Consider the following 25063-nt stretch of genomic DNA (forward strand, 5'->3'; position numbering starts at 1 on the left):
CGGCGCGGAGTGAAAAGAGGTTAATTGTGTCAAAATATCTTTCAATTATCAATGATTTATCCGGCCTAACCATTTACCGCAATATATTAGAAGACCCCGTCGTTAAAGCGCTTACTAAACACCTGCAGGCGCTTTCCGACCCAACCGGTCCGATCCACCCGGTCCATAGTTACAGCGAGGCATATCACTTACTGGCTATGACCGGCAACCCGTTATCCACCATTGATGCCTGGCAAAATCACCTGTTGGATCTTATTTTAAACGATACCAACCCGTTCAGTTTAGCCGCGCATGCGCCAAAAGCCGATTATACCTTCTTTGCCGCGGCCATTAATTGGGATTTATCAATTTTGCACCGTTTATTTGACTTAAGCGCACTGAGTATATATAACGCCACCGTGCAGGTACTGCAAAGTATCCCACAGCCCACCGGCCCGGCATTACCAATGTGGACGGCTCCCCAACCGCCGGAGCAGGACCGTTTTGTTTTATATAATGAATACTTGCGAATTAAGCAAGAATTGGCGGCCGCACCACAATGGGACAAGCTGGCTGAAAAACTGGCCCGCCATTATAATATCTATGGCTGCGGCATCTTTGGCCGATATATCGCCTTTAAGTGGCAAAACGGTGCTCTGCACGGCATTGGCAAACCGGACACTATAAAGCTAAGCGGATTAATTGCCTATGCGGATGTTCGAGAACAAATCATTGATAATACATTGCAGTTTTTACAAGGCTATCCCGCCAACAACCTGCTGCTTTACGGCGACCGGGGCACCGGCAAATCCTCTACCGTCAAAGCACTGCTTAACGAATACTGGCCGCGGGGCCTACGCCTGGTGGAAGTGCCTAAAAAACAGCTGGCGGATTACCAGTTCATTATCGACGAGTTGCGCCACAGCAGACACCGGTTTATCCTGTTTGTGGACGATTTATCATTTGAGGAAAATGAGACCGAGTTTAAAAATCTTAAGGCACTATTGGAAGGCGGTATTGAAGAAAGACCTGCTAATGTACTGATTTACGCCACATCCAACCGCCGGCATTTGATTAAAGAAACATTTGCCGATCGAACTAAAAATGATGTAGGCAGGGAAATTCACGCCATGGACTCGCTGCAGGAAAAGCTGTCCCTGGCCGACCGATTCGGTATTACCGTCATCTTCCCCACCCCGGACCAGGAAACCTTTTTAAAGATTGCCATTGGCCTGGCCGAACAGCGTCAACTGCCATTGTCCCAACAGGAGCTGCGCCAGCGCGCGCTCAAATGGTCTCTCTGGCACAACGGCCGCTCACCCCGGTCCGCCCGCCAGTTTATCGACCATCTGGAGGGACAGTTAGCCATTGAAAAATTAGCTTAATGCCGTCACCGCGTCGATGACGGCATCAGCGCCGGCTGCGTTTAGCTGCTCCCGCACACAAACTCCGGACAGCACCCCGACACTGCCCGAACCCGCATCCTTAGCCATGAATATATCCCGGGGTGTATCCCCGATAACCACGGCCCGTCCCGGCTTTACGTTCAGCAAGCGGCAGCTTAAAAAGACCATATCCGGGGCGGGCTTGCTTTTTTCCACCAGATCCGCGCCTATTACGGCATCAAAATAATTAATCAGTCCCAAGGAAACCAGCGAAATTTTGGCCCTTTCGGTCATATCGGCGGTCACCACGGCCAGCCTGAAATTATTGTCACGCAACCGTTTAAGCTGCTCCCGCAGCCCGGGCAACGGTTTGGTAAGCGACTCCCAATCCATGTTCGTTTCAGAACGCAAATAAACTTGGGTCACCAAATCATGTGCGTTGTCCTCGGCTATCCCACTCGCCCGCAGTACTTGCACCAGAGCTTCGCGTAAGCTGGACATGGCGCCCCCGGCCAAAGGACCCTGCGGATCCACATGCCAAGCGTTTAAATCTATCCCCATCGCCTGCTCCAAAATCTCCCGCTTTACACTATCATGCATGGCCGTCATAATATCTTCAATTACATACCTGGACCATTCCAGCCACATGCTTTTAAAATCAAGCAAAGTACCGTCTTTATCAAGCAGTATGGCATCACATTCAAATTCCCTGTCACCAGCCCGCAATAAAGGCAAACTATCTCCCCCTTTACATATATCAAGTTTAGACCAAATATTATTTTCTATAAGACTCTCGTCATTCCTTTTGTATAATGACCTGTTTATTTTATCGCATAATATTCCCAAACGAAAGCGCGGAAAAAAACGGAAATAAAATATTGTTTTTCATAAAAAGGTATATGCCAAGGATGGGCATATACCTTTTTGTGAAGTAAACTTCGTATTTATGCTTGACAATTTTCTATCCTTATAGTAATGTGAAGCAGGCTTCACATTGGGAAAGGGGAGTTATGAAAACAAGAGTGAAAGAATTACGGAGCAAGGCTAATTTGACCCAGCAACAGTTAGCGAACTTAGTTTACGTTTCGTCAAGAACCATCATTTCTATCGAAAAAGAACAGTACAGCCCTTCCCTTATGCTGGCGTATCGAATGGCAGAAGTATTCGGAACAACAGTGGAGGATTTATGCTGTCTGAAAGAAAATAGAGAATTGGAGGATCAGCAACGTGAAGATTTATAATAAAAAAGGTTTGATTTTTGGAAGCTTATGGACAGCATTGGGTGTCTGTAGCTTAATCATTAATATTTTTTCACCCGATAACTTTTTACCGGAACGAATCAAAGATATTGTCGTTGCTGTCCTGGTTATCCTGATAGGCATTAGCGGATTCTTCCGCGCTTTTTCCAAAGAAGCGACCAGAGAGGATAAAATCGAAGAGCAGGATGAAAGAAACAGCCTTTTAAAACTGAAAACCAAGTCACTGACATTAAAGATTCTTTATGGCTGTCTGGCGTTCGTTACAATAGGAGGACTGGCAAGGTACGAACTAACTGCAGATACGGCGTGGATCTCTACTTTCACTGTTAGCGGAGTTTTACTTGGCTTCATGCTATTAGTGGAAATGGTTGTCGGTATCTATTATGAAAAACATCTGTAGGGATGGTATCATGGCCTTGCCAAAAACGAGGCACAGGAGGGGAAATCCGGTGGAACTTCGGGCCAATTTAGCCCTAAATGAGTTGTGCTTGTGAAGTTTAAAACGGGCTATCAGCTTTACGCCGGTAGCCCGTCTTTTGCTGTCAAATTCCACTTGCCGAATGGCCAATCTAAATGTTCCTTGGTATTTCCTTTATTGGGTGTCGCTAAGAGGAGTCCTTTCACTTTAACCAATGTTTCTACAACACTTTCTACAACACATCCAGGATATGCTGCCAATCACAATACTGGTTTATGTTATCCAGAGATATGGCTATTCCCTCCTGATCGGTGGGTTTGAGGTGCCTGGATACTTGACCGATCATCTCAATTACCGTATAGGTATCCTGGTAAGACAGTATCACAGGTACGCCTTTTTCACCCGCCCGGGCCAGCACTCCGACGTCGGGATAAAGACCGCCGGTTAATATGAGCGCCGAGGTATGAGTTTCCAACGCGGCCAGAGCCAAATCCGCGCGGTCCCCACCCATAACTACAGCTTTATTAGCTGACCGTCTGAGGTAAGTCAGCGCACTGTCCATGGTCATTGCCCCCACCACTACATCTTCCACCAGCCGGTTCATATTTTCATGCCCCACCAACACTTCACCGCCCAGTCTTTCCCGGAACTCATTGACTGTGGGAGAAGCAATTTCCGGACGGCTGGGTATAACACCCAGAGTTTTAAAGCCCGCTTCTTCCATGGCGGGACGGAAAACCCCTTCGGTTTTAGCCAGCAGCGAGCGGGGTACGTTACTGAAAACCGTGCCCAGCAATGCCACCTGCCGGCCGGTAATATACCGGTTATAGAAAATAGCCATGTCCAGGCTATAGTCATCGTCTACCTTTTGCACGGTAACCACATGAGCATTTAATTCACCGGCTAAAGCTACAGAATCCAGTCCCACCGCAGATAAAGCATAGGGCTGAACTGCTCCTTCCATTAGCACAATGTCACAATCCCTGGCGATTTCCGCATAGGCTGTCTGAATATCCCGCATACTATATGCATTTTCCCCAACCCTGGTTAGATAGGAAGGTCCCGCTTTAACCGGGCTTATTTCCCCCAGAGGTGCTTCCATACCCAAAACATGCTTCATTAAGACGGCATCCCCGCCGGGAACTTTTCCGGTAGCTGTTTTTCTTCCATTGTCTATTGGCTTAAAGTAACCTACCCGGCGGCCCAGTTCTTTAAATTTCTGAGCCAGACCCAGGATAACCGCCGTTTTACCACTGTCGGGATTACCCATCACAAACAGGTTTTTCATTATAAACACCTCACGATATGGTGATTTTTATATCCAGGGCAGAAAGCCCGTTTTCATAAGCAAATACCGGGTTAATGTCCATCTCCGCGATTTCAGGGAAATCATTGACCAGCGCAGCCACCCGCCTGATAGTTTCCACCAGAGCTTTCATATCCCGGGGTTTTTCACCGCGATAGCCGCGCAGCAAGGTATAGGCCTTGGTTTCCCGCAGCATATATTCTATCTCCCGGTCGGTAAGCCCCCGAGCCAAGCGAAAACTAACGTCTTTAAGCAGATTAACATAGATACCGCCCAGCCCGAAAGCAATCAGCGGACCAAACTGAACATCACGGGTCATGCCAATAATCAGCTCTGTACCCCGCGGCATCATCTTCTGCACCTCTATACCGTATATAACCACCTGGGGCATATAGCCATGCACATTCTCCATTATTTCCACAAAAGCCCGGCGTACCTCTTCCGCCGTGTTCAGGCCTATTTGCACCCCGCCCACGTCAGTCTTATGCATTATTTTAGGAGACGCCACTTTCAGCACCACCGGGTAGCCCATTTTATCGGCTTCCGCCGCAGCCTCCTCCGGAGATGTGGCCAGCACCACCGGTGCGGCCGGTATACCGTAACATTTGGCTACTTCTGTCGCTTCGCTGCCTAAAAGCACCAGCCGGTTATCCTTAAGCACATCATAAAATATAGCCTTTACACCTTTGCAATCGATATTCGACAAATCATTGGCGCTATCCTCTCCGGGAACGTCCAATATTTCGCTATAATGCACCAGGCCGCTGATCGAAGCAATAGCCGGTTCCGGGAATGTAAAGCAGGGCACACCTGCTTTGGCCAGCATAGAAGCACCGGCAGCCAAACTTTCCCCACCCATATAGGCGGCAAAAATAGGCTTATCGGGAAAGGTCCGGCGCATTTCCAGTATGGCCTCGGTAGTTTCAACGGGCTCAGTAACCCCCACCGGGCACATTAATACAACGACACTGTCCACATTGGGGTCGGCACATACTTTTTGCAAAGCAAACCTGTACCGATCCGCCTTGGCGTCACCCAACACGTCCACCGGGTTATAAATATTAGCCTCCGCCGGCAGGTTAGCCCGCATCTCTTCAATGGTCGCCTTGTCGAAGCGGGCCATTTGCAGTCCCCTGGACTCCACATTATCCGTAGCGATAATCCCCGGGCCGCCGGAATTAGTAACAATAGCCACCCGGTTGCCTTTGGGTACAGGTGCTTTGGCAAAGGCCACAGCCAAGTCAAATAGCTCCGTCATAGTGCGGGCTCTAATTATGCCACACTGCCTAAAAGCCACATCATAAGCCAGGTCACTGCCCGCCAGCGCACCGGTGTGAGATGAAGCAGCCTGAGCACCGGCCTGGCTGGTTCCCGATTTAATTACAATAACCGGTTTTTGACGCGCTGCCCGGGAGGCCACATCTAAAAACCTCGGCCCGTCCACTATGTCCTCTATGTAGCATAGTATTACTTTGGTATGGGGATCGGCAGCGGCATCTTCAATAAACTCAATTTCGGATAAATCAGCCTTGTTGCCCAAACTGACTACTTTACTGAAACCAAGTCCCGCCGAGGCGCTCCAGTCCAGAATAGCTACCAGCATAGCACCGCTCTGCGATAAAAAGGCTATTTCACCTTGATGGGGAAAGGTTGCGGAAAAAGACGCATTTATCGGTGTATGCGTGTCAATAATCCCTACCACATTGGGTCCCAGCAAACGCATGCCGTATTCACGACAAGATTCCACCAGTTGTTTCTCTAATCCTAAACCTTCGGCACCCACTTCCTTAAAACCGGCTGTAATAACCACCAAGCTTTTTACCCCGGCCCGCCCACAGTCACGGGCCACGTCCAGCACACGGGCCGCCGGTACGGCAACTACTGCCAGATCCACAGGTTCAGGCACCTCGGAAACAGCCGCATAGGCTTTAAAACCGGCTATTTCCTTTTCTTTGGGATTGATGGGAAATATTTTCCCCTCGTAGCCGCTATTAATGACATTCCCTAAAATGGTATGGCCTATTTTCCCCGGTTTGGGGCTGGCTCCCACTACTGCCACTGATTGCGGCTTACTCATACTCGTGAGATCTATCACTATCCTCACCTCGCCAATATGTCTAATGCTTACTAGTCTTGATACACTCGCTGTTCCAAAACTATTATTCCTAGAAATTACTAATTCACTTGTTAGGTAACATTATACATATTGCAATTAAGCTAGTAAACCAATAATAACAAAGTAATTCTTTTAAAATTATTCTAAACTTTAATATTGCCTATATACGGAATATTATATAATTATCTGTTATTTTTTATTTTTTACATTGCTGTAACAATTAATCATTTCTAAAAACTGATTAACTTTTTCTTGTTCCTCATCGCACATTTTATTACTATTTTTATCAGTTACTTGTTTGCTATTATGTTTTGTTTTCTTAAACAATTTGGAAATAAAAGATTGACTACCCATATCATGCACCCCTAAACCATATAATTATTCATGCAGATCTATTATATAAAACAAGCCGCCATTTTGATAAGGCGGCTTGTTTACAAAAAGACTAAGTTATTCATATAATACACCACATTTAAATAGCTTTATCATTGTCATTCTTTTCTAGCTGATTCAGACGTTTTTCAATTTCTCCCAGTTGAGCCTTTAAAAATTGGGCCTGACTTTGAAGATACTCGTTTTCTTGCGGTAAGCCCGCTGCAACCGGTAACGGCATGTTATTTTGCACACTGTTGTATGCCCACCAGCGCCGCGGCAACCACGGGTAAAAACGGCAATTGGCACTATAGCTGCCCCTCATACCTCGGCCAAAACCAAATCCCGGTGCGTTGCCCGCGCCGTATCCGTAACCATATCCACAGCCATAGCCATAGCCATAGCCATAGCCACCTCTTGGCATATGTTTCACCTCCTTTCAAAGCAAGGGTAGTTCGGAAACGCAGAAAGGTTGTCATTGCCATGAATATAACCTGAGTGCAACACTTTGAAGCCCATCATTGTTATGAATACAACCTGCGATGTTTAAAAATCCGTCATTGCGGGAGCGAAGCGAAGAAGCAATCTCCGTTCTACAGCCCGCATTTATTTGGGGACCTGCTTCGGAATCCGGGATTGCTTCGCTGCGCTCGCAACGACATTACCTGGCCCAATGAAATATATTCACTTATCGTGGTGCATGCAACGCATAATAATGGCAAGCGTTAGCAAAGCAATCTTCGGTTGTTGCCCACACTTTATCATGTAAGAATCGCCACGCCGCTAACACGTTTCGCATTGCAAGAGCTACTAACAGTGACCGTCACACTCATGGTGCTGGCCATCCGGATGCGTACATAAACTTGCGCCGGATGTCAGCTTGCCGTTTACATAATCATCTATAACCTGTTTTACTTCACCGGAAATACCTACAATGGGTTGGATATTATTTTCCGCAAACAAACTTAACGCCTTTTGCCCCATACCTCCCGCAATAATGCAATTTACCTGCAAACCGCTCAAATACTTGGGCAAAAACCCCGGCTGGTGCCCGGGATTGGGAATTTGGGAAATATTTTCCGCTTTTCCGCCCACCACGTCAAAAAGTGTATACTCCTGACATTTACCAAAATGCTGGGCTACATAACCCCCGTCTACAGCGATAGCTACCTTCATTTTTTTACCTCCTAAGTGTTTTGTTTTTTATAATATTAGATGTTATCTTGATACAACAATTATCATATAAGCAATTTCTAATCGTTATAACGGCCATGCCACCCTTTTCCTTTTCCACACCGGGGACACTCAATCGTATCATCCGGGGATGACCAACTGGTTTTCATCCAGTCATGCCCGCAATAGTCGCATTCTAATTTATACGGCGCTAATTTATAATCCCCGCCCTCTATGCGTATGGCTTTGCCTTCTAAAATAGCCGTACTTAATTTTTTTCTGGCCGATGTTAAAATTCTTTGAAAAGTGCTTTGAGCAACGCCCATGTGTTCGGCGCAGTTTTCCTGATCCATTCCTTCCACGTCTTTCAACCGCAGGGCTTCAATTTCATCCACGCTAATCAGCTCTTCCCGAAACTGCTCATCCGCCCCTACCGGTTGAAAGTACGTAACCTTGGGCAAAAAACCTACCCGCCGTCTTTTACGCGGACGTGGCACAATTCTATCACCTCCTATGCCGCATTTCTATTATGAATATATACCCTTATGGCTTATATTTTAATCTGGTTATAGACATATGTCAAGTATAATTTTAAGCGATTGTTCATTAATATTGGGACGGGAAATAAGAATTGTTGGCGGGGATAGCCGGGAAATGGCCTGGGACGGCAAACAAATGGATGAATTAGATACCTAAAACCAGCGTGAGTAAATTCAATAAAAATTTAGAAATCCCTGGGCATAACCAGCCAGGCAATTATATAAATAAGAATGCCCGGAAACGCCGCGGAAGCTACGGACAGCAATATATAACCCAACCGTACCAAGCTGGGGTCGACCCCCAGATATTCCGCCAAACCACCACAAACACCACCCAGCATGTAATTGCGGCTGGAGCGATATAATCGTTTTATCTGTTTGGCCATAAAGATAATCTCCTTTACTTCCCTAATTAAGCCGCGGTATAAAAATCCGCAGTTTTATCAAATTCCAAGACTCCCGCTTCTATAAGTGGAAGCTCCTATTTTTATTTCATATGGGCTGGAATCCCCATCTGAAGCCCCGATGTTCAGCTTTAGCCGAACGAGTTCACTTTGCTCATATTTCAAGGTGCAATTTTTCCGCATGAGCCTTCCCAACTCCATTAGTTTAAAAAACTTAAGGACGATAGTAACCTTTTACTATTCTTGGAGCCATTGTTTTAATCAATATAGCCCCCATGACAAAACCACCTATGTGGGCCCAGTAAGCCACAGTATTGGCGGCTCCACCCAAAGAGGCTACGCCGTTAAACAGCTGCAAAACGAACCAAAGGGCAATGAAAACCACCGCAGGTATTTCCATTAAAGTAAAAATAATCAAAATAGGCACCAGGGCCAGTATGCGCGAGCGAGGAAAAGCAATAATATATGCGCCCAGCACTCCGGCTACCGCACCACTGGCTCCGACCACGGGAACAGTGGAGACAGGATTGCTGATAATATGTGCCAAACCGCCTACAACCCCGACTGCTAAATAGAACAAAAGATATTTTAAGTGTCCTAAACGATCCTCAATATTATCGCCAAATACCCAAAGGAATAACATATTACCGATAACATGCAGCCACCCGCCATGAATAAACATGGAAGTTACAAAGCTAACCAACACCGGTGTCAGGGGGGCTCCGGTGAAAACGGTATTCAGTACTTCGGCAGGTACCAGACCAAACGCATAGAAAGCTTGATTCAACCGGTACGGCTCAATAGTTACCTCCCGAAGATAAACAAGCAAGTTTAAAACTATAATAGTTATGTTTACTATAGGAAATGTCCTAGACTTGACGCTGTCCCTGAGCGGAATCAATTACCCCTCTCCTCTCTGCAAGAGCAAATCATCTTTATTATAGAATAATATACTATTTAGCCACATTTTGCGCACTATTTTAAATATGTTTTTTACAGCCAACTAAAATTTGCGACCCAATTAATGACCACCGAAATTAATATTTATAACCTTGTTTTTTCATGAGCATTGTTATTGTTTACATTAGTTGTCTATTTTCATGTATCTTTTATAAATCATAGGTCTGTCAAATAAAAAACAAAAAAGGAGGTATTTTACCCTCCTTTTCAATAGTCAAAACGTCTGTCCCCAAAACTCGGTTAACTTACTTTCATATGTTCCGCAGCTCCCATCGCAAGCGCAGCGAAGCAATACCAGACTCCGAAGCAGGTCCCCAAAGAAGCATTTCAGCTTAAGGGTTCAGCTTACGGGATTACTTTGTTCAGCGGATACTCAATGATATCCTGGGCGCCTCCCCGGCGCAGCGCCGGAATAAGATCGCGCACCTGCTGCTCATCCAACACGGCCTCCAAGGCGACCCAATCACTGTTAATCAACTGCGATACCGTGGGGTGTTTCATGGCCGGCAATATATCCAGTATATCGTCCAGCTTATCCTTGGGCAGGTTCATTTTTAAGCCTACTTTGGAGTCGGCACGTAACGCACCCAACAACAGCACAGCCAGGTTTTGCAGTTTTTCCCTTTTAAAGGGGTCGTCCCAAGCCTTATGGTTGGCATGCAGCCGGGTTGTAGACACCAAAATAGTATCTATCACCGTAAGCTTATTGGCCCGCAATGAACTGCCCGTTTCGGTAATATCAACAATGGCGTCCACCAGATGCGGTACCTTGACCTCCGTGGCTCCATAACTAAATTCAACAGAGGCGCTGACACCGTTTTTCACCAGGTAATTGCGGGTCAACCGCACCAACTCGGTGGCTACGCGCTTGCCTTCAAGATCTTTCACCGTCTTTATGCCGCTGTTTTCCGCCACGGCCATCACCACCCGGATAGGGTTGGTAGTCTGTTTGGAATAAGCCAGATCAGCCACTTCCACCACATCGGCCTCGTTTTCTAAAATCCAGTCCAGTCCGCTTAATCCGGCATCTAATACCCCCTCATTCACATAGCGGGGTATTTCTTGAGCACGCATTAAAATAACTTCAATTTCAGGATCATCTATAGATGGGTAATAAGAGCGGCTGCGCACAGAAATATGAAACCCCGCCCTCTTAAACAGCTGAAATGTGGACTCCTGCAAGCTTCCTTTAGGCAGTCCCAGACGCAATTTGGCGCTCATAACAGTTCAAACCTCCTACTTTATCTCGTTATCTATTTAGCATATTAAAGCAACTTAAGATAGTATATACCTGGCTGAAAAAACTGTCAAGACGTTTAAAAAGCTATTTTATTTTAAATAATTACAGACATCCGTGCCGCTTGCAGGGACATCATCAGAGGACGAAAATCGGCTTAGCCCGTCATGCGAAAAACAAAGCGACGCGACAATCCCATGTTGGGATAGACTAATTGGTTGTTATGAACTAAAATAAAACAAAGAATACGAACATTATTCCGTTATATAATTTAAAGGGAGTGGATAAAATGCCCTCAAACGAATACCAGCTTTCCATTGTCACCCAAACTAAAAACCATATATTTTTCAATTTTTTTGTCAATGGTTCCTTGGCTAATACGGAGGGCTATATATGCATGTCAATCAATGACTTTGACCGTTTATTCAAGGATTTGTTCCGTTCTTCCAAAGGCCGTTGCACTAAAAACTACAGCACCAACCCACCGGTACAGTTTTTTAGCTGATTCATATAAGCATAAAATACGTAAACGATGAGCATATATATCTCAACAGCCATTATTTTACGGCAAAGGAGATTATTATTTGCGGCTCATCAAAACCTTAATAATGATGCTGTTTGTGCTGCTGAGCCTTAATATAAGCAAGCCGACCAGTGCCCTGGCCATACATAACGATACCAATACGCCGGAAAGTACGATTATTTTTTGGACCGACGCTGCCAGGCTTAAGGCGGTAAACCTAACTTTTACGCCCAACCGGAACGGTCCCATCGGCATTGTTTCCGTACCGGTATATACGTGGCTGCTCGGCGAGCAACAGGCAATAACAGTTAGTGAGTATTACTTAAAACACGGGCCGGTAAAGCTTATTCAGCAGCTGGAAGCACTGTTTGGCAACACCATCGGTACTTATATAATTATCGACCAAAAAGCACTGGTTAATGTCAGCCGGGTTATCGGTCCCATTAATATGGCCGATCAACATACAACTTTAATGGACGTGTTCGAGGGTAAATATGTGGATGGCCCGGTCAACCTGCAGATTGAAATCAGGCAGTTGGCCGATGCCATGTTGACACCGGCCGTGTTAATTAGAATACCAAAAGCTATTTGGGTGTTCAGTAAGGAAGTTGACAGCAACATCAGCCCTCGGCATCTAGCTTCATTTTACCGGGTAATTCGCAACCGCGGGTCTGATGTATTAAGAAAGAAAGCCGTCCCGGGTCAGGACTATATGATCGGTAACCGCAAGTATCGCCGGGTAGCCCCGGATATGTGGCAGCAGACGATTAGGGAAGTAACTTCATAACTTCATAACTTCATGATAAATCGCAAATACCAAAGGGGTAGATCCAGCCCTTCTATAATAGCTAATCTACCCCCTTATTAAATTACATGCAGATAATTAATTCTACAACGCAAATCGTTTTCAGTACATCCACTTCGCTTGCCCACTTAACTCCAAAATAGTTAAGAGAACCGGAAAAATATTATTTAACCACAATATTCACCAATTTACCGGGCACCGGTATCACTTTAACCACCTTTTTATCACCGATCAGTTCCCGTACTTTTTCCTGCTGCATAACCATTTCACGCATAGCGTCGGGCTTAATACCGGCAGGCACCAGCATGCGTTCACGCACCTTGCCGTTAATCTGCACCACAATAGTAATTTCATCTTCTATAACAGCTTCAGGATCATATTGTGGCCAGGGCCGGGCATGAATACTGCCTTCATGTCCGGTTAAGCTCCATAACTCCTCAGTGATATGGGGAGCAAAGGGAGCCAGTAGCAACAGCAAAGTTTCCACCGCCTCGCGCAAAACCCCGGTATCACGATCGCATTCGGACACCTCCCGGTACTGGTACATGGCGTTTACCAGTTCCATGATGGCACTCACCGCGGTATTAAAATTAAACCGGTTACCCACATCCTCCGATACCTTTTTAATAGCCAGATGCGTCATCCGGAGCATGTCTTTGTTAACTCCCACAAGATTAGTACCCTTGTCCCGGGCTGCGCCTTTAGCCAGCACATCGCTTAAGGGTGCAACCAAACGCCACACCCGATTTAAGAAACGGTAACAGCCCTCAACTCCCTGGTCGCTCCACTCTAAATCACGCTCGGGGGGAGAAGCAAACAAAATAAACAGCCGGGCCGTGTCGGCGCCATATGCGGCCACGATATCCTCCGGACTTACCACGTTGCCCTTGGACTTGCTCATCTTGGTCCCGTCTTTGAGTACCATGCCCTGAGTAAGCAGATTGGTAAACGGTTCATCATTATCAACCAATTTCAGGTCATAAAGCACCTTGGTGAAAAATCGGCTGTACAACAAATGCAAAATAGCATGCTCCACACCACCGATGTACTGATCCACCGGCAGCCACCGCCTTACATTGTCAGGATCCCAGGCATTGGCATCATCCCGGGGACTGGTGTAGCGGTAATAATACCAGGAAGAACACATAAAAGTATCCATGGTGTCGGTTTCCCGGCGAGCCGGGCCGCCGCAAGCAGGACATGTGGTATTAACAAAGTCCGCATGCTCCTCCAGCGGAGAACGGCCGGTAGGCTTAAAGGCCACATCCATGGGCAGCATGACAGGCAAATCCTTATCGGGTACCGGCACCACACCGCACTTAGCGCAATAAATAATAGGAATAGGCGCACCCCAGTAACGCTGACGGGAAATAAGCCAGTCCCGCAGCCGATAGTTAATTCGGCCGTCACCCAGTCCTTGTTCCTGCAAATATTTTATCACAGCGGTGATGCCCCGCCGGTTCGGTGTACCGTTAAACGGCCCGGAATTGACCATTAACCCTTCGCCGTCGTAAGCTTCTGTCATCACGGCAGCATCCAGCGTAACTCCTTCGGGCTGGATGACCACCCGGATGGGCAGGTTATACTTGCGGGCAAACTCAAAGTCCCGCTGGTCGTGGGCCGGCACCCCCATAACAGCACCGGTGCCGTATTCCAACAGCACGTAATTGGCCACCAAAACAGGCACTTTTTCTCCGTTTGCCGGATTAATGCAGTAAGCACCGGTCAGCAAGCCGATTTTTTCAGCATCGGTGGAAGTACGGGCCAGTTCACTTAAATTACGCACGTTTTGTACGAATTCTCTGATTTTCCCGGCCTGGGGTTTACCTTCAATTAATTTTTCCACCAATGGATGCTCCGGTGCCAGTACCATATAAGTAACACCATAGATAGTATCCGGACGGGTAGTGAAAACAGTAATGGTTTCATCGGCGCCATCGATTTGAAATTTAATCTCGGCCCCTTCACTGCGCCCAATCCAATTTTCCTGCATAATTTTAACTTTATCCGGCCAGCCGCCCAATTTTTTCAGATCAGCCAGCAAACGGTCGGCATAGCTGGTAATCTTAAAAAACCACTGCTCCAGTTCCCTTTTCTCCACAACGCTGGAACAACGCTCGCAAGCACCTTCTTTAACCTGCTCGTTGGCCAGCACCGTAGCGCAGGAGGGACACCAGTTCACGGCGGATTTCTTTTTATAGGCCAGCCCATGGTGATAAAGCTGCAAAAACAGCCATTGTGTCCACTTATAATAACCGGGATGGCAAGTAGCCACCTCCCGGTTCCAGTCGTAACTGATACCCAACTGCTTAAGCTGGGCCCGCATGGAGTCAATATTATCCTTGGTCCACTGGGCCGGGTGCAGTGCTCCATGCTTTATGGCCGCGTTCTCCGCCGGCAAACCGAAAGCGTCCCACCCCATGGGGTGCAGCACATTAAAGCCTTGCATCGTTTTAAACCTGGCCACCACGTCACCAATGGAATAATTACGCACATGGCCCATGTGCAGTTTTCCCGAAGGGTAGGGAAACATCTCCAGACAGTAGTACTGGGGTTTATCGCCAAAGTCGGGCACGGCATACATATTCTGCTCCGCCCATTTTTGCTGCCACTTTGTTTCTATTTCCTTAAATTCATAGCGGTCCTTCATTGGTTCCTCCCGTATGTTGTAACTGTTTCGCAACGTGCAGATATAATTCTATAGCACAACCCAACTCAAATATTATCATATTATGTCTTTTTATAAAAGTTAGGTCTGATATTAAGCCGGATTAGCCGCATTTTCGTAGCGAGACAGCTCCTTGATGCCTATTTCCCTCAATTTAAACTTCTGCACCTTACCGTTGGCGGTAGTTGGGTAACCGTTAACAAAGTGAATATGGGACGGTATCTTATAACGGGCAATCTTGCCGGAACAATACTTTTTAATGTCTTCAGCGCTCATAGTGACCTCTTCCTTTAACTGAATAAAGGCCATAACCTCTTCCCCGTATTTTTCACTGGGCACACCCACCACTTGCACATCTTTAATCTGCGGGTGGGTGTATAAAAATTCCTCAATTTCACGGGGATAAATATTTTCGCCGCCCCGAATGATCATGTCTTTAATCCTGCCGGTTATTCTAAGATAACCGTTTTCATCCATAATACCCAGGTCACCGGTATGCAGCCACCCCTTGTTATCAATGGCCGCGGCCGTGGCCTCGGGCATTTTGTAATATCCCTTCATAACATTGTAACCACGGGCGCAGATTTCACCCTGAGCCCCGAACGGCATTTCATCGCCGCTTTCCGGGTCGACAATCTTTACTTCGACCCCTTCCAGCGCTTTACCCACCGTGGATACTCTTATTTCAAGCGGATCGTCGGTATGAGTCATGGTAATGCCGGGTGCCGCCTCGGTTTGGCCATAGGTAATTACTATTTCCCGCATCCCCATTTTCTCCACAACGGCCTTCATCACTTCAATAGGGCAGGGAGCCCCCGCCATAATACCGGTACGTAAGGAAGACGTATTGTAAGGCTGTCTCTCGAGCACTTCCAACTCGGTAATAAACATGGTGGGCACCCCATGCAGCGCCGTACACCGCTCCTTTTCCACCGCTTCCAGGACTTTCACGGGGTTGAATGCTTCTATCATGACCATAGTGGTCGCATGGGAAACACAGGCCAAAGTGCCCAACACACAACCAAAGCAGTGGAACAAAGGCACAGGAATGCACAGGCGGTCATCAGGACCAAAACTCATGCATTCACCAACACTATAGCCATTCCCTACCAGGTTATTATGAGTCAGCATAACTCCCTTGGGAAAACCGGTAGTTCCCGAAGTATACTGCATATTAATAACATCGTCAGGGTCCAGAGATGATTGCCTGGCCATCAGTTCCTCGTCAGTAATCCCCTCGCCCATGGCCAGCACATCCTGCCAGTCAAAAATGCCGGGCTGGCTTTCGTTACCAATGTATACCAGGTTTTTCAACTTCGGCAATCTTTTGCAATTCAAACGGCCAGGCATACTGTCCCGCAATTCCGGGCACAGTTCATATACCATATCAACGTAATTTGAATCTTTGATACCGCTGGAAAAAATTAAAGTGGTGGCATCGGATTGCCGGAGCAAGTATTCCAATTCAAACACTTTATAATTAGTATTTACCGACGTTAATATCGCTCCCATTTTGCCGCAGGCAAATTGAAGCACGACCCATTCCGGTATGTTGGCCGCCAAAAGAGCAACATGCTCACCCCTTTTGATACCCAGAGCCATCAATGATTTAGCCACCCGGTTGCATTGCTGCTGAAACTGCCGATATGTGTATCTGATACTGCTGTCCGGATAAACCACCGCTTCATTATGGGGGAACCTGCCCGCGGATAAATCCAGCAGTTCCCCAATGGTAATTTGATTGTCAAGTTTCTTCATGCCGTCACCTCTAATCCTTTGTCTAGTTAACATGTTAAAGAGAAAAAATAAAATAAAAAACCCCTCTTCCCCAAAGGGACGAGAGGTTGATCTCGCGGTACCACCCTAATTGATAAAGTCTTTGGTGGAGATGAGGGGGATCGAACCCCTGACCTCCTGAATGCCATTCAGGCGCTCTCCCATCTGAGCTACATCCCCGTGACTTTAACCGCTTGGTATGTTAACGGCACATGCCGTCCCGGTATACTTATTTTTTCCACCGGGCAACTCCGGGGCGAGTTCATTCGCCTTACCCACCGCCTCACACCAACCGGCGGCTCTCTGCGGGATAAAACAGCGATATTACTATTCCCCTTCATTGTTATTTGCCATATTAAACTGAGCATAATTATAAAAGAATTAACATATAAAGTCAACGATAAAAATATTACATACTTAACGGGGATTTTATTATCCGAGCGTCCCCCCATAAGTGCTCCAGATTATAAAAACGGCGTTGTTCCTCCTGAAAAACGTGTATTACCACTGAGCCGTAATCCAACAAAACCCATTGCGCCGTCTTGAACCCTTCCCTGCGTGGTTGACCGGCGCCGTGCTGCCGCAAGTGTTCTTCAACTGCATCGGCAATGGCCCGGGCATGCACCGGTGACCTGCTGCTGCAAATAATAAAGTATTCAGCCACTACGGAAACACCGCCAATGTTTAACACGGTAATATCCATGGCCCTTTTCCCTTCCGCCGCTTCAACAGCCAACCGCACAAGAACATCAGGTTCATTTATCAACAAGCAATCCCCCTATAAGTTATTATATATTTAATTGATATTCGCCCGAGGTTTAAAAGTTCCTGCCTGGCGGCAAAACAATCATAACCGTATCTATTGTTCCGTATCGTTGCATGCTATTGCCAACCGTTTTGCAGTTGATCTACAGCTGATTTAATTGAATTTAAGTCTTACCCCATTTTAAGTCTTATCCCATTGCGGGCCCGCACAGCCCTGGGATGAATTAAGTCACCATTGCGCACGGATAACATAATAGCAGCGTCAAAACAGCACAGTAAAGCCCGGTCCAGATTCCGCCGCGCGATTTCACGCAGTTCCCCCACCCCCGGAAAGCTACGGTCCGGTTCCACTTTATCCGCAACAAATACTATCTTATCCAGTAAAGTCATCGTTTCATCACCCAATGTATGTAAAGCAATAGCTTGGAGCACAGCTTCGTCCCGCACGCTAAATTGGCGTTTAGCCAACAGTGCTCCCACTGAAGCGTGCAAAAGCACCGGCCTGGCCTCATCAATACTATCGACAGGCACACGGTTGTGGCGGGCTAAAGTCAGTAGTTCATCATTTGGCAGATCCCTCGCGCAATCATGCAGCAAACCCGCCAATGCGGCCTTTTCACAGTCGGCACCGTACAGCTCGGCCAACCTGACCGCGGTATTGCTAACCTTCAATGAATGCCGAAGTCTTTTATCACTAAGCATGCCCTTTAAACACTTCAAATAATACTTATATTGCATTTTTTTCCTCCATAAGATTTGCCGCAGCCTGATTTAAAACAAGATAACCGGGATATGTACAGAAAGTCGAAGATAGCCATCAATAATATCATCTAACCAATGGGAAAGAGTCAAGCAATATGTTATAATAACCCGCAGCAAATAAAATAGCAATATTGCGGGGGATTACTGTGTTAAAAGAGCAATGGCAGTTAATCATAAGCGGTATATGGGACCGGTTCACACCCGAGAGGATACAAACACTCCTGACGGACCTGATAGCCTCGGCTGTGGTATTGGCCGCCACATATTTAATAATTAAGATTCTATCACATATACTGGACCGCACTTTAAAGGAAACAAATCACCAGCCCGACATAGTCAGCCGGCCCGGGGGGACTGCCCCGCCCGAAGACGAATCGGACGGCCAGCAGCGCCCCATTTCCGATAACTTTATTCGCTCGGCGCGCGCTTTTCTTAAAACACTGCTTTTCTACGGGGGATATTTTATCGCCGGCATTATTATCCTGGAAATATTCAATTTTAAAATAATCTCCGCCGATGATTTAAAATCACTGGGGGCCAGGTTATTAAAAATTATTGGCGTGTTTTTGGGAGCCAAGTTAACAATTAACCTGGGACAGCTGGCTATAAAACAAATTTTTGCCAATCGCATTAAAGACAATTTTATGGAAAACCGCCGGGCCCAGACATTGGAAGTATTGTTGCGCAGCGTACTAACTTATATTATATTTTTCCTGGCCGGTTTAATGATCCTGGAGATATTTAGCGTCAACACCAGTGCCATACTGGCCAGCGCGGGGATACTGGGACTGGCCATAGGCTTTGGCGCCCAGAACCTGGTAAAAGATATTATCAGCGGCTTTTTTATTCTATTCGAGGATCAGTTCAACGTGGGAGATTTTGTGGAAACTGCCGGAGTGGTGGGCACAGTGGAGGAAATTGGGCTGCGCACCTGTAAAATTCGGGAGTGGACGGGACAACTGCATGTCATCCCCAACGGTGAGATTACCCGGGTAACCAATTACAACCGGGGACAAATGATGGCTGTGGTGACGGTAGGCATCGCATACGAAGAAGATATCGACCAGGCCCTTGAAGTATTGCGGCAGGAATGCGCGTCTGCCGCAAGCGATATGGATGCTATTTTAGACATGCCCCAGGTTCAAGGGGTTACCGATCTGGCTGAGTCATCGGTAAACATTCGCACCATTGCCCCCACTGTAGCGGGTGAGCAATGGGCAGTGGAAAGGGAACTGCGCCGCCGCTTTAAGTACGCCCTGGAGCGGGCGGGCATAGAAATCCCCTATCCCAAACGGGTACTTTACCAGAGGAATGCAGAGGGGCACCAGCTTACGATTACGCAGGATTAAGGCTGTATGGCTACCTGCCGGCGGGTACTGCCGGGACAATGAGCATAATGAGACCGGCGGACACTTTTGAAAATCGGGGTTTAGGTGTTTAGGAGTTTAGTGATTTAAAATTTAAAACCGGGGGCGGTTTTGTTTTTCAACCGACCCCCGGCTATTGATCCCCGGTTAACACATTAATTCCTCCTATTCTTTTTACCGTCCCCGTTTTCGGACAGCGCTTCCCGCTTAATTTCCTCGGGCTCCGGTTCAATCTTCTCCAGACCGATATCCCGCAGGATTTGATCAATTAAGTCTTTTGTCATATTCACTTCACCTCCTTGTTTATTGTAACTCTATAAACATATGATACAACGTTTATTATATGCTAATTATATATGCTGCGTGTAAAAATTCAAACAGCCTATTGTTAAAAAATGATTAATTATTGGTGAGCGGCAGCACAACTACTATTTCCGCACCGCCGGATGCGGCATTGTCGGCCCGGATAGCGCCCCCGTGCTCTTCAACAATAGCCCTGGCAATAGGCAATCCCAGCCCGCTGCCGCCCCGGGGGCCTTTATAAAATCGTTCCCACAGGCGGCGCAAGTCCTCATCGGTAAATCCCGGTCCGTCATCCCGCACCGTCACCCGCAGCGTTTCACCTTGCACCGCGGCTTGTACAGAGACTCGGGAGAAGGCATGGCGTACCGCATTGGCTATTAGATTAATAAAAACCCGTACCAGTTTTTCACCATCCGCCCACAAGTGTACGTCAGGACAATCACCCAGCTCCAGTTTGATGTCTTTATCCAGGGCCAGTACCTGCTGTACTTGGATCGTCTGCTCCAACACCTCACTTATCTCGGTATCTTCGAAATTATATACCTCCGAGGCGCTTTCCAGCTTGCCAAGATAAACTAATTCCTCTACTATTTTTTTTAACCGCCCGGTTTCCCGCACGATAACCTCCAAAGCATGCTCGGCCTCCACACCCTTGAAAACGCCGTCACGCACCCCTTCGGCATACCCCTGGATGGACATCAGCGGACTTTTTAGCTCATGAGAAGCATTTTGAAAAAATTGTCTCTGTACCCGATCGTATTCCGCCAGCTGTTCGTCCATAGCGTTAATAGCCTGACCCAGTTCGCCAATTTCATCGCCTGTGTCCACCGGAACACGCCAGCCAAAATTACGCCTGGCCACACGCTGTGCTTTTTCCTTAAGCAAATCCAGCGGTCGTGAAATACGCCGGGCCAATAGCCAAGTAATACCCAAAGCCGCCAGTAAAGGCAAGGCCAGACTAATTAAAGCGATAATAAGCAATTCTTGTTTAATTTCCTCCAGACCTTCCACCCGGGTAAGCAGCACAACCGCGCCGCCCCGCTCGGCTGTTCCGCCCAGATAACGAGCCGCCGCCACATAACGTTCCTGCCCCAAGGTAATCCGGCCTTCTTGAGCACCTGCAGCCAGCTTCGCCAACAACCCCGGCTCCAATACGTTGCCTGCGGCCTCATCGCCGATACTGCTTTCCAGCACCACCCCCCGGTGGTTTACCAGCAGATATTCCCCCTGAATAACCCGGCCCAGCATATGATAGGTCATAAACCGGCGCATCATCTTACCATTTTGTCCGAATCCCTTTTCCGGATGATCATTTAACATTTCAACCAGGTTTTGCGCATCCCGCCATAAATTTTCCCGGGCTGCCTGTTCAAGATGCCGGCTGAGCAATAACCAGAAAGAAAAACTCATTAGCAGACCGGTTAGCACTATTACTGCCAGATATCCCACAGCAATGCGCAAGGCAATACCTTTGCGTCTAAACATTAATTTTATACCCGTAACCCCAGACCGTGCTAATCCTGATCCGTGCCCCATTATTTTTCATTTTGCGACGCAGACGTTTAACCACGTCATCCACTGCACGATTATCTCCCACATAATCATAGCCCCATACCCGGTCCAGAATCTGCTCGCGGCTTAACGCCTGACCTGCGTTTTTTGCCAGCAACAGCAGTAAATCAAGCTCCTTGACTGTTAATTCCAATGACTCCGTCCCGGCAACAGCTTCCCGGCGACCCGGGTAAACCACCAAATCACCCACCCGCACTTCCTGTTCCTCAACCACCGTCCGGGCAATGCCAGCCCGGCGCAGTACAGTGCGTACCCGGGCCACCAATTCCCGGGGAGAAAACGGTTTGGTCAGGTAGTCGTCCCCACCCAGCTCCAATCCCAGTACACGGTCCACCTCCTCGCCACGGGCCGAAACAAATATCACAGGCACATCTCCCCGACGGCGGATTTCCTTGCATAGCTCAAAGCCATCCATCCCCGGCATCATAATGTCCAGTATAAACATGTCGGGCAACCCATGCTCCAGTGCCGTCAGCAGACTGCCGGCGTCGTAAAAAACACTGACGGAAAAACCTTCGCGATCCAGGTACTTATTTATTATTTTCGCTATATTGGCATCATCGTCCACGACATAAATTCTTTTCAATCCAGTGCCCCCTGAAACTTTTAATTTTAATAGACATCCATGCCGCCGCTTGCACGGCATCATCAGCGGATGAAAATTAACTTAGTCCGTCATTGCCCGGAAATAGATAGTGACCAGGAAAAAAATATCGTATTTTTCGTATATTTTACTGCAAAATTACATGAATTTCAAAATCTTGCTTCGGAGTTATAAAAAACACCGCAGGCATATTGGGTTTGGTTATAGTTGCTCAATTTAATAATTGTACGTATAATATGTATAATATTACTTATTTCACCGGACCTTTGTATAACAAATTAAATATCTCCGGCCGAACACCGGCTTTTAAGGTGATGCGGCCATCGGGCGATAGATATCCTTTAAGCAGGGGTATCTCCAGGGTTACCACCGCAGGACTCGCCTGAATATCATATGCGACCACCCGTGCCCCGGAGGAAATTTCCTCCAGTCTGCCACTACTTTCCAAACGCTGGATGCGCTCGGCCAACTCCCCCGCCCCGAATAAAAAATCGTAAATTTCGTGGACTTTCCCCGACAGCACCGCGGAAGCTTCATGCGGTATACCGTTATTCATACGCATAATAAACCGCTTTCTAATCAGCGGCTCAATTAATTCCGGGTAATCCTTGTCCACCTGTTCCAGCCTGCCCCGGTAATAGCTGCGTATATCCGCCGCCTCACGCAGCGACTTTTCTGTTTTAGACCAATCCAAGCGTCCGCTATGCCGGTAAATATCCTCCAGGCGGCCGGAACGTAAAATTAGAATATCCAGGCGGTCAGCCTGTTTTTCCAACTGATCGTAAGCCTCCCGCAATTGATCGAAAATATCCGCCGCCGGTGAATACAACCAATCCGCATGACTTAATGCCACAGTCAACATCAGGTGGTAAGCCCTATATTCACGATAATCCCCCTCCAAGGCGTATTTTTTTTGCAGTTCGTCCAACAAACCACCCATTGACGCCACCGACAACAGTTCATCTTTAAACTCGTCCACCCGCTCCAGTGCTTTTTTCATCAAACGCCGCACGGCCCCGGCCAGGCGGTCCAAAGTATCAAATTCGGCCGGCTGTAAATTGGGCCTGTCAGCGGAGTTCGCAACCGCCAAACCTCGGGCGTGGGCTTTCGCCTTGGATAGGCTGAGCCATCCCCGCCAGTCAAAACTATTTCCTTCCATGCGCCCACAGTGCCAGCGAATGGCCGACGTGGGGTATACTACATCCCGATCGCAAATTACAAACGGTTTGACGCCTATCTCTTTAAAAAAGGCAGTGTACCTGGCCATATAACCAACCCCGCCCAAAGGCAGCACGCCGGTGCGCGCCAGAGAAACCCTGAAACCGCCTGATTCAATCAGCGCCGTTAATACATCACGATCGTGCTGCCCTTCCACTAAAATTACTTTGTCGGCAAACAGCACTTCCCGCTTATAAGTGGTTAAACTGGGCAGCAAATCAGTATATTGCACCGCATCTTCATAGCTTATCTGAAAAACTTTGCGCTCCGCCAAATAGTTTTTGGGACGCCGAAAAAACAATACCCTGGCCAGATCCTCGGCACTGCGCAAATCCACCATGGAAGGCGAGTGGGTGATTAAAATAAAGTGTTTTTCCTGCAGCCGGGCCACCTCACGCAAAACCTGCACAAAAATGTGCTGCGCCTGGGGGTGCAGGGACTGTTCAGGCTCATCAATAATCACCAGCTTACGTTCGGGATCATAAACCGCAATGCCCAGCACAGGCAGGTTGATCAACCCCGGGGCTTCATGAGCAGCCAACTGACAGCCATCTTCAGCGGACATACAGAACTTAACTCCACCGTCTTCCACGCTAACCGATACCCGCTGCGGCACGCCCAACCTTTCCAAAAAAGAAAAAGCCAGAGCCAAAAGGCCGGGCTGTTTAACCGCCCGGCTCCAATACCGGCAAATCTGATCATAAGCCAGCCATTCCCGGAAAAACTCATCTTCCTCCTGCCGCACCACCGGCGTTAAATTACGCCGGACATCGTCCCGGGTGGGCAGTATGTACAGCGCTTCTTCAAGATTTTGCCGGGCAAATCTTTTTAAGGCATAAGACTTGCCGGTGCCGTTGGGCCCAATGATATAAGTAAGGCCCGGCTTATTGTCTATTTGGTATGTACTGCCGTCGGGCAATAATAAATCAATTTTATCCAAATATAACCGCCTCCCCGCCCAACTTTAAAAACCGCTGCAGTTCGATAACGCAGTATATTTATAACTTAACCTAAGCTACGTTTGTCTCCCAATTCCACATACCTTTTTATCAATCCTGCAAACGCGGGGTTATTGAATCAATAAGTTTTCCGATAATAATTTCGCCCAAAAATAAGATAGCCGAGAAAGTCAAGGAAGGACATGAATTTGTCGTATAACGCAATGAAATGATATTGACTTTCATTATCAGCAACGGTACAATATAAGAGATAAATTGCTGAGAAAAAAATTAGAACCTTAACGGGCAGGAAAACCGGCATCAGTAAACTTTTTACTGATTAGCACACATTCTAAATTAAGTAAGGGGATGTTAATGATGTCATTAGCAAAAGGAATGTTAAATACACCCTATACAGTAAATTATGTCAACACCGAGCATGAAGATATTCGCGATTTTTTATTTACGCTTGGTTGTTATCCCGGTGAAAAAGTAACTATTATTTCAAAATTAGCATCCAACTATATAATTAACATCAAAAACGCAAGGTACAGTATAGATGAGGATTTAGCAAAAGCCATTATGATCTAAATTATTTACCGCAATTAACATCA

The 25063-nt window shown here is 47.2% G+C and carries 25 protein-coding genes and 1 tRNA gene; 7 read left to right on the forward strand and 19 right to left on the reverse strand.

Going from position 1 to position 25063, the window contains the following annotated elements:
- Nucleotides 1-26: 26 nt before the first annotated feature.
- Complete coding sequence (locus tag ABDB91_RS13035; protein WP_347488146.1) at nt 27-1364, forward strand: ATP-binding protein; 1338 nt, start codon at nt 27-29, stop codon at nt 1362-1364.
- Here the strand turns inward: ABDB91_RS13035 and ABDB91_RS13040 are convergent.
- Complete coding sequence (locus ABDB91_RS13040; RefSeq protein WP_347488147.1) at nt 1356-2099, reverse strand: HAD-IA family hydrolase; 744 nt, start codon at nt 2097-2099, stop codon at nt 1356-1358. The two genes, ABDB91_RS13035 and ABDB91_RS13040, sit on opposite strands and share 9 nt — an antisense overlap.
- Before the next feature lie 275 nt (nt 2100-2374).
- On the opposite strand from ABDB91_RS13040, the gene ABDB91_RS13045 reads away from it, so the two are divergent.
- Nucleotides 2375-2605, forward strand: a complete 231-nt coding sequence (locus tag ABDB91_RS13045) for a helix-turn-helix transcriptional regulator (RefSeq protein WP_347488148.1) — start codon at nt 2375-2377, stop codon at nt 2603-2605.
- Nucleotides 2592-3023 (forward strand): hypothetical protein, encoded by a 432-nt coding sequence (locus ABDB91_RS13050; protein WP_347488149.1) that lies wholly within the window; start codon nt 2592-2594, stop codon nt 3021-3023. The genes ABDB91_RS13045 and ABDB91_RS13050 overlap by 14 nt, the downstream gene beginning before the upstream one ends.
- 250 nt (nt 3024-3273) lie before the next feature.
- On the opposite strand, the gene ABDB91_RS13055 is transcribed toward ABDB91_RS13050, so the two are convergent.
- From ABDB91_RS13055 to hisG, 9 genes are all read right to left on the reverse strand, one after another.
- Nucleotides 3274-4329, reverse strand: a complete 1056-nt coding sequence (locus tag ABDB91_RS13055) for a DRTGG domain-containing protein (protein ID WP_347488150.1) — start codon at nt 4327-4329, stop codon at nt 3274-3276.
- Nucleotides 4330-4339: 10 nt separating this feature from the next.
- On the reverse strand, nt 4340-6442 hold the full coding sequence (gene acs / locus ABDB91_RS13060; RefSeq protein ID WP_347488151.1) for an acetate--CoA ligase alpha subunit: 2103 nt from the start codon (nt 6440-6442) through the stop codon (nt 4340-4342).
- A gap of 210 nt (nt 6443-6652) precedes the next feature.
- A complete protein-coding gene (locus ABDB91_RS13065; RefSeq protein WP_347488152.1) occupies nt 6653-6817 on the reverse strand; it encodes a hypothetical protein in 165 nt (54 codons plus the stop codon).
- Nucleotides 6818-6935: 118 nt separating this feature from the next.
- Nucleotides 6936-7259, reverse strand: coding sequence for a DUF5320 domain-containing protein (locus ABDB91_RS13070; RefSeq protein WP_347488153.1), 324 nt, complete (start codon nt 7257-7259; stop codon nt 6936-6938).
- A gap of 386 nt (nt 7260-7645) precedes the next feature.
- Complete coding sequence (locus tag ABDB91_RS13075) at nt 7646-8011, reverse strand: NifB/NifX family molybdenum-iron cluster-binding protein (protein ID WP_347488154.1); 366 nt, start codon at nt 8009-8011, stop codon at nt 7646-7648.
- 77 nt (nt 8012-8088) lie between these two features.
- Nucleotides 8089-8505 (reverse strand): DUF134 domain-containing protein, encoded by a 417-nt coding sequence (locus tag ABDB91_RS13080; protein WP_347488155.1) that lies wholly within the window; start codon nt 8503-8505, stop codon nt 8089-8091.
- A gap of 227 nt (nt 8506-8732) precedes the next feature.
- Nucleotides 8733-8933, reverse strand: a complete 201-nt coding sequence (locus ABDB91_RS13085; RefSeq protein ID WP_347488156.1) for a PspC domain-containing protein — start codon at nt 8931-8933, stop codon at nt 8733-8735.
- A 232-nt stretch (nt 8934-9165) separates the two neighbouring features.
- A complete protein-coding gene (locus ABDB91_RS13090) occupies nt 9166-9852 on the reverse strand; it encodes a rhomboid family intramembrane serine protease (RefSeq protein WP_347488157.1) in 687 nt (228 codons plus the stop codon).
- 404 nt (nt 9853-10256) lie between these two features.
- The gene (hisG, locus tag ABDB91_RS13095) at nt 10257-11132 is read right to left on the reverse strand and encodes an ATP phosphoribosyltransferase (RefSeq protein ID WP_347488158.1); all 876 of its coding nucleotides are present in this window, start codon (nt 11130-11132) and stop codon (nt 10257-10259) included.
- A 305-nt stretch (nt 11133-11437) separates the two neighbouring features.
- Here hisG and ABDB91_RS13100 point away from each other — a divergent pair, with 305 nt between their 5' ends.
- Entirely contained in the window at nt 11438-11653 is a 216-nt protein-coding gene (locus ABDB91_RS13100) for a hypothetical protein (RefSeq protein WP_347488159.1), read from the forward strand.
- A 79-nt stretch (nt 11654-11732) separates the two neighbouring features.
- A complete protein-coding gene (locus ABDB91_RS13105; RefSeq protein WP_347488160.1) occupies nt 11733-12458 on the forward strand; it encodes a hypothetical protein in 726 nt (241 codons plus the stop codon).
- A 181-nt stretch (nt 12459-12639) separates the two neighbouring features.
- Here the strand turns inward: ABDB91_RS13105 and leuS are convergent, their stop codons facing one another.
- The 5 genes from leuS to yqeK form a co-directional block, all read right to left on the reverse strand.
- Nucleotides 12640-15126, reverse strand: coding sequence for a leucine--tRNA ligase (gene leuS, locus ABDB91_RS13110; protein WP_347488161.1), 2487 nt, complete (start codon nt 15124-15126; stop codon nt 12640-12642).
- Nucleotides 15127-15237: 111 nt separating this feature from the next.
- On the reverse strand, nt 15238-16902 hold the full coding sequence (locus ABDB91_RS13115) for an AMP-binding protein (RefSeq protein ID WP_347488162.1): 1665 nt from the start codon (nt 16900-16902) through the stop codon (nt 15238-15240).
- 122 nt (nt 16903-17024) lie between these two features.
- Nucleotides 17025-17100, reverse strand: a tRNA-Ala gene (locus ABDB91_RS13120).
- Between the two features lie 229 nt (nt 17101-17329).
- On the reverse strand, nt 17330-17686 hold the full coding sequence (gene rsfS / locus ABDB91_RS13125) for a ribosome silencing factor (RefSeq protein WP_347488163.1): 357 nt from the start codon (nt 17684-17686) through the stop codon (nt 17330-17332).
- Between the two features lie 170 nt (nt 17687-17856).
- Nucleotides 17857-18423, reverse strand: coding sequence for a bis(5'-nucleosyl)-tetraphosphatase (symmetrical) YqeK (gene yqeK / locus ABDB91_RS13130; protein ID WP_347488164.1), 567 nt, complete (start codon nt 18421-18423; stop codon nt 17857-17859).
- Between the two features lie 170 nt (nt 18424-18593).
- On the opposite strand from yqeK, the gene ABDB91_RS13135 reads away from it, so the two are divergent.
- Nucleotides 18594-19796: a mechanosensitive ion channel family protein gene (locus ABDB91_RS13135; RefSeq protein WP_347488165.1), complete on the forward strand. Its 1203-nt coding sequence runs from the start codon at nt 18594-18596 to the stop codon at nt 19794-19796.
- A 173-nt stretch (nt 19797-19969) separates the two neighbouring features.
- Here ABDB91_RS13135 and ABDB91_RS13140 read toward each other — a convergent pair whose 3' ends face one another.
- The 4 genes from ABDB91_RS13140 to ABDB91_RS13155 form a co-directional block, all read right to left on the reverse strand.
- Nucleotides 19970-20098, reverse strand: coding sequence for a hypothetical protein (locus ABDB91_RS13140; RefSeq protein ID WP_347488166.1), 129 nt, complete (start codon nt 20096-20098; stop codon nt 19970-19972).
- 115 nt (nt 20099-20213) lie between these two features.
- On the reverse strand, nt 20214-21602 hold the full coding sequence (locus tag ABDB91_RS13145; protein ID WP_347488167.1) for a HAMP domain-containing sensor histidine kinase: 1389 nt from the start codon (nt 21600-21602) through the stop codon (nt 20214-20216).
- The gene (locus ABDB91_RS13150) at nt 21595-22275 is read right to left on the reverse strand and encodes a response regulator transcription factor (RefSeq protein ID WP_347488168.1); all 681 of its coding nucleotides are present in this window, start codon (nt 22273-22275) and stop codon (nt 21595-21597) included. The genes ABDB91_RS13145 and ABDB91_RS13150 overlap by 8 nt, the downstream gene beginning before the upstream one ends.
- 268 nt (nt 22276-22543) lie before the next feature.
- Nucleotides 22544-24451 carry an AAA family ATPase gene (locus ABDB91_RS13155; protein WP_347488169.1) on the reverse strand — a complete coding sequence of 636 codons (1908 nt, stop codon included), beginning with the start codon at nt 24449-24451 and terminating at the stop codon, nt 22544-22546.
- A gap of 373 nt (nt 24452-24824) precedes the next feature.
- Between ABDB91_RS13155 and ABDB91_RS13160 the strand changes: the two genes are divergently transcribed.
- Nucleotides 24825-25040: a ferrous iron transport protein A gene (locus ABDB91_RS13160; RefSeq protein ID WP_347488170.1), complete on the forward strand. Its 216-nt coding sequence runs from the start codon at nt 24825-24827 to the stop codon at nt 25038-25040.
- Nucleotides 25041-25063 lie beyond the last annotated feature (23 nt).

Source organism: Desulfoscipio sp. XC116, assembly GCF_039851975.1.
Taxonomy (GTDB): Bacteria; Bacillota; Desulfotomaculia; order Desulfotomaculales; family Desulfallaceae; genus Sporotomaculum.